At 68.8% G+C, this 5,768-nt stretch carries 3 protein-coding genes and 2 pseudogenes; all 5 read left to right on the top strand.

Annotated elements, in window-relative coordinates; genetic code table 11:
• Window positions 1-196: 196 nt before the first annotated feature.
• Window positions 197-1,018 (top strand): annotated as a pseudogene (locus FFK22_RS40610) (Tn3 family transposase); the annotation flags it as partial.
• On the top strand, window positions 1,015-3,750 hold the full coding sequence (locus tag FFK22_RS40605; protein ID WP_221939255.1) for a DEAD/DEAH box helicase: 2,736 nt from the start codon (window positions 1,015-1,017) through the stop codon (window positions 3,748-3,750). The pseudogene FFK22_RS40610 and the gene FFK22_RS40605, both read left to right, overlap by 4 nt.
• A gap of 4 nt (window positions 3,751-3,754) precedes the next feature.
• Entirely contained in the window at window positions 3,755-5,011 is a 1,257-nt protein-coding gene (locus FFK22_RS40600) for an SWIM zinc finger family protein (protein ID WP_138893514.1), read from the top strand.
• Between the two features lie 60 nt (window positions 5,012-5,071).
• Window positions 5,072-5,650: a recombinase family protein gene (locus FFK22_RS40595; protein ID WP_138893515.1), complete on the top strand. Its 579-nt coding sequence runs from the start codon at window positions 5,072-5,074 to the stop codon at window positions 5,648-5,650.
• Window positions 5,651-5,696: 46 nt separating this feature from the next.
• Window positions 5,697-5,768 (top strand): annotated as a pseudogene (locus FFK22_RS40590) (transposase); the annotation flags it as partial.

The following is a 5,768-nucleotide window of genomic DNA, read 5'->3' as shown; positions in this document are numbered from 1 at the left end:
CGAGCGTCGTTGGGATTCCGGCCACAAGAAAGAACAAGACGCGAACGCGGCCTGGCCGAGATTGACGCTGCCGACCGATCTGGGATGAGGTGGCCCGAGGCGGTGAGATCGGGAGCACGCGGTGAATCGGGATTTGGGTGCCGAAGCTCTGTCGCGCGGCTGGAGCCTGAGCTTCGACGATCTGGCGCTGGATCGTCATGTCGAGCGCCGCTCGAACTGCATCTACTCGCAGCTGAAGCGCTGCTCCTCCTCCGAGGTCCACGCCATGATCGAGGGCGTGCTGCGGCACTGCACCGACATGACGATCCAGCGCCAGTATGTCGACAGCCATGGCCAGAGCGAGGTGGCCTTCGCCTTTTGCCGGCTTCTCGGCTTCGAGCTGGCGCCGCGGCTGAAGGCGATCGCCCGCCAGAGACTGTATCTGCCCGACGCCGAGCTGCGCCGCGAGCTCAGCAACCTGGCGCCGATCCTGTCGAAGGTGATCGACTGGGACCTGATCGAGCGGCAATACGATGAGATGGTCAAGTTCACCGCGGCGCTGCGGCACCGCACGGCCGAGCCCGAGGCGATCCTGCGCCGCTTCGCCAGCACCGCCGTCCGGCATCCGACCTACGAGGCCCTGCACCAGCTCGGCCGGATCGTGAAGACGATCTTCCTCTGCCGCTACCTGGCCGACGAGGCGTTCCGCCGTGAGATCCACGACGGGCTGAACGTGGTGGAAAGCTGGAACAGCGCCAACGGCTTCATCTTCTTCGGCAAGGGCGGCGAGATCGCCTCCAACCGCATGGAAGACCAGGAGATGGCCGTGCTGGCGCTGCACCTGCTGCAGAACTGCCTGGTCTATGTGAACACGCTGATGCTGCAGCGGCTCCTCTCCGAACCCGGCTGGGGCGACCGGATGACGCCGGAGGACTGGCGTGCCCTGACGCCGCTGATCTACGCCCACATCAACCCCTACGGCCGGTTCGACCCGGACCTCAGCCGCCGCATCGACTTCGAGCCGCGGATGGCAGCGTGACCGGCCATCCGTCCGACGGTCGGGCAGTGCCGATCAGCCTTCGCCTGACCCCACACGGCCATCTCATCGCGGAAGGCGCTGACGCACCCGAGATCGCCGACGCGTCCTCCCTGGCGGTGCGCCTGGGCGAAGCGTTCGCCCAGGGCACCGGGCATGGCTTGCTGCGCCTCGGCGCGGGCGAGGTCGGCCAGGCCCTGCCACCGCCGCTCGCCTGGTGGCGCGCCTTCGCGGCCCGCTACGTGACGGCGCTCTGCCTGCACGCCGGAGGCGCGGCTGAAGAGGCCTCGGTCTCCGCAGTCCTCGACGTTCCGGCGCCGGACGAGGCGGACCTCGGCACTCTCGTGCTGACAGCCCCGATGATGACCGGCGCCGAATACCTCACGCCGGAGGTGCTGCGGTCGCTCTGGGCCGAGATCGCCCAGGCGGCGGCTGCCTCCCTCGCTGCCGCCGGCACCGACCTCCAGGGCTTCCTGAAGGGGCTCAACCCGGCCTGGAACCTGGTCGGCCGCGTGCATTTCAACCTGGCGGAGAACCGCAGCGATGCGGACGCTCCCTTCGCCTTCATGGCCACCTACACCACCCACCTGTCGGCCCAGGCCAGGGCGCAGCACCTGCCGCTGGGCCAGGCCCTGCGCGAATACGCCGGCGCCGCCAACCGGGCCAAGCTGCTGTCGCTGCTGCTGCCGGTGCAGCGCGCCGCCGAGACCTGCTCCTGGCTCAAGCCGATGATCGACAGGGGGGAGATCTTCCATCCCCTGCGCTGGACACCGGGCGACGCCGCGCGCCTCCTCGCCAGCGCCATCGACCTGGAGCGAGCCGGAGTGGTGGTGCGCATGCCGGCCACCTGGCGCGCCGGACGCCCGTCGCGGCCACAGGTTACCGCCGTCGTCGGCAGCTCCGCCCCCTCGGCGCTCGGCCTGGACGGCCTCCTGGACTTCACGGTCGAGATGACTCTCGACGGCGAGGCACTGAGCGACCAGGAGATCGCCGCCCTGCTCGCCGGCACCGAAAGCCTCGTGCTGCTGCGCGGCCAGTGGGTCGAGGTCGACCGCGAGCGGCTCACCCGCACGCTCGACCGCTTCCAGGCGGCGGAGGCGCTGGCCAAGCGTGACGGCCTGACCTTCGCCATGGCGATGCGAATGCTGGCCGGTCTTCCCGCGGAGGAGAGCCCCGACGACACCGCCGCCGACTGGTCGCGCGTCACCGCCGGGCCATGGCTGGCCGCCGCCCTGCAGTTGCTGCGCGCTCCGAACGGCGATGGCATCGATCCAGGCCCTGCGCTGCACGGCACCCTCAGGCCCTACCAGAAGGCGGGCGCCCAGTGGTTGCATCTGCTGTCCGGCCTCGGCCTCGGCGCCTGTCTGGCCGACGACATGGGGCTGGGCAAGACCATCCAGGTGCTGGCCCTCCTCCTGGCGCAGCGCCGGATGGCCGGCCCCACATCACCGCCGCCGTGCCTCCTGGTGGCGCCGGCCTCGCTGCTGGCGAACTGGATGGCCGAGATCGAGCGCTTCGCCCCCGGCCTGACGGCAAGGATCCTGCATCCCTCGGCCATGACCGCCGAAGAGATGCGCCAGTTCTCGCCGGAGCAGGCCCAGGAGCTGGACCTCGTGATCACCAGCTATGGCACGCTCTTGCGCATGCCGGTCCTGGCCGATATCGCTTGGCGGTTCATCATCCTCGACGAGGCGCAGGCGATCAAGAACCCGAACGCCAAGCAGACACGGGCCGCCAAGACCCTGAAGGCGCAGGCCCGGATCGCCCTGACCGGCACGCCAGTCGAGAACGATCTCGGCGACCTCTGGTCGATCTTCGATTTCATCAACCCGGGCCTCCTCGGCACCGCCAAGCAGTTCGGCAAGGTCGCCGCCAGGCTCGCCGAACGCGACCACAACCCCTACGGCCCGCTGCGCGAGCTCGTCCGGCCCTACATCCTGCGGCGCATGAAGACGGACAAGTCGATCATCGCCGACCTGCCCGACAAGACCGAGGTCAAGGCCCATTGCCATCTCAGTCGCCGCCAGGCCGCGCTCTATGGCCAGGCGGTCGAGGATCTCGCCGAGAAGCTGGAGACCGCCGACGGCATCCAGCGCCGGGGTCTCGTCCTGGCGATGCTGATGCGCCTCAAGCAGATCTGCAACCACCCCTCGCAGTGGCTCCATGACGACGCCTGGGACGAGGCGGACAGCGGCAAGCTGGCCCGGCTGCGCGAGATCGCGGAGGTGGTGGCCGTCCGGCAGGAGAAGATGCTGGTCTTCACCCAGTTCCAGGAGGTCATCGCGCCGCTCGCGGCGTTCCTCGGCTCGGTGTTCGGCCGCGCCGGGCTCGTGCTGCACGGCGACACCGCCGTCGGCAAACGCAAGGATCTGGTCGCGACCTTCCAGGAGGATGAGACGGTGCCGTTCTTCGTCCTGTCGCTGAAGGCCGGAGGCTCCGGGCTGACCCTGACGGCGGCGTCGCATGTCGTGCATTTCGACCGCTGGTGGAACCCGGCGGTGGAGAACCAGGCCACCGACCGGGCCTTCCGCATCGGCCAGAACAGGAACGTCCTGGTGCACAAGTTCCTGTGCCGCGGCACCGTGGAGGAGAAGATCGACGCCATGATCGAGGCCAAGCAGGGGCTCGCCGACGCCTTGCTGGCGAACACCAGGGAGATCAACCTGACCGAACTCTCCGACGACGTCCTCCTGCGGCTGGTCCGCCTCGACCTCGACGCCGCGATGAAGGACTGAGCCTATGTCGCGATACGACTACCACGGCGGCTGGACGCCCTACGTTCCCGTCGCCGAGCGCCGCCGCAGGGCCGCGCGCGAGGTCGAGACGCTGCGCCGCAAGGGCCAGCCCGTCGCGCCGGTGACGATCGAGGGCCGGCACATCGCCACCACCTTCTGGGGCAAGGCCTGGTGCGAGAACCTGGAAAGCTATCACGACTTCGAGAGCCGCCTCCCCCGCGGCCGCACCTATGCGCGCAACGGCTCGGTGCTCGACCTGCAGATCGCCCGCGGCAAGGTCACGGCGCTGGTCAGCGGCTCGGAACTCTACCGCGTGGCCATCGCCATCACCGAGATCCCGAAGGCGAAGTGGGAGGCCATCCGCGCCGATTGCTCCACCGGCATCGACAGCCTGGTCGAGCTGCTACAGGGCCGCTTCTCCAAGGGCATCATGGAGCGCCTCTGCCGGCAGAATGCCGGGCTGTTCCCGAAGCCGGCGGAGATCCGCCTCTCCTGCACCTGCCCGGACTATGCGTCGATGTGCAAGCACGTCGCCGCGGCGCTGTACGGCATCGGCGCCCGGCTCGATCACGCGCCGGAGCTGCTGTTCCAGCTGCGCGGCGTCGACGGCGGCGATCTGGTCGCCCAGGTCGACGCATCGTTGCCGATCTCGACCACGGACGTGGCCGCCGACAAGGTGCTGGCCGCCGCTGACCTCTCGGCGCTGTTCGGCCTCGACATGGCCGAGCAGCCGGCCGCGCCGCCAGAGCCGCCGTCCAGGCGGCGCGAGCCCAACTCCCCGGCCCCGAAACATCCCGAGCCTGCCGCCAAGGCAAACCGGGCCAAGGCGCCCGGCAATCCCGACACACCGTCCCTTACCCTCACTGTGGACGTATTCATTCCTCCTGCCGCGCCCAACGAGTTGGGCGTGGTGGTCACCGATGGCGGCAGCCCCAGGCGCGACGTCACGACCGCCGTAGTGTTTGGCTCGCAAACGCTCGCCGAGGCCCTGGCCCAGGCCCGGGAGTTTGTCGAACGCGCCATCGACGACCTTTTCGGCCCGCCATGGACGCGCTGGTTCCAGGCCTCCTATGGCTGGCAACTCACCGAGATTGGCTTCGATCCGGAGACGGGGCTGCACCTCCGTGAGCCGATCCCGCCAGATCCGTCAGCACAGCGGACGGTGGCCTCAGCACACCCAGCCATAAAGCCGCCGCGTGGGGTGCGCGCAAACGGTCGTTTGAGCGACCGAAAACCCACCCCAGCCAAAACAAAGGCTTGATCCGCGCACAAACCTGTTGCCAAATTACGCGCAAAGGCAACAGACTTCTGCGACATCGCCATGCTGCTCGGCTACGCTCGCGTCTCCAAGAGCGACGACCAGGATACCCGGCCCCAGATCGATGCTCTCGAAGCCGCGGGTTGCCGGCTGATCTATGAGGAGCGCGCCTCCGGGGGCCGCTGGGACCGGCCCGAACTGCACCGCCTGCTCAAGCGCCTGCGCCCCGGCGATGTCCTCGTCGTCTGGAAGCTCGATCGTCTCTCCCGTTCGCTCAAGGACCTGCTGCTCATCCTGGAGAGGATTGATCACGCCCGGGCCGGCTTCCGCTCTCTGACCGAGGCGATCGACACCACCACCCCAGCCGGACGCATGATGATGCAGATGCTCGGCTCCTTCGCCGAGTTCGAGCGCGCTATGGTCCGCGAGCGCACCCACGCCGGACTGCAGGCGGCCAAAGCCCAGGGGCGCCAAGGTGGACGGCGTCCCAAGCTCCTGCCGCATCAGAAAACCGAAATCCTCGGCATGCTGGGTACCGGACGCTCCGCCGCCGAACTCGCTCGGCTGTTCCAGGTCCATCGAGCCACCATCGGCCGCATCGCCGCCGAAGCCCGCATCGGCTCCCCCGAGCCCGTTCCTTGATCGTTCTTTCTCGTGGCCAAAATCCCACCGACGCTCACACTACCCCGAGTTCCTGCGCCGCTTCCTGCTGCACGTCCTGCCCGCAGGCTTCCACCGCATCCGCCACTACGGCCTGCTG

Source organism: Mycobacterium sp. KBS0706 (assembly GCF_005938675.2).
Classification (GTDB): Bacteria; Pseudomonadota; Alphaproteobacteria; order DSM-16000; family Inquilinaceae; genus Inquilinus.
This window is presented reverse-complemented; position numbering and strand designations above follow the sequence as displayed.